Genomic DNA, 341 nt, shown 5'->3' on the forward strand with positions numbered 1-341 from the left:
CAGCGCCCGGTGATCACGATGTCCGCCCCGCCGTCCAGGGCCGCCGCAATCGGGCGCGCCCCCAGATAGGCATTCATGCTCCAGATATCGTCAGGGAATGGCGCGCCCGAGAACATTTCGCTCTGCCCGCTGGCGCGGATGTCATCGGCCTGCGCCGACAGATCGTCGCCCAGCACCACACCGATCGACAGATCGATCCCCGCCTCGGCCGCCGCCTTGGCAAGCGCATCGCGGCAGCCGCGCGGGTTGACCCCGCCGGCATTGGCCACAACCTTGATCCCCTTGGCCTTGATCTCAGGCAACCAGGGCACCAGCGCCTTGACGAAATCCGGCGCATAGCC

The 341-nt window shown here is 67.7% G+C and carries 1 protein-coding gene; it reads right to left on the reverse strand.

Annotated elements, in window-relative coordinates:
• On the reverse strand, positions 1–341 hold a 341-nt coding region (locus ACP2AV_RS15750; protein WP_426373713.1), incomplete at both ends, for an acyclic terpene utilization AtuA family protein.

It is taken from the genome of Aliiroseovarius sp. PTFE2010 (assembly GCF_049943335.1).
GTDB lineage: Bacteria > Pseudomonadota > Alphaproteobacteria > Rhodobacterales > Rhodobacteraceae > JBNFVY01.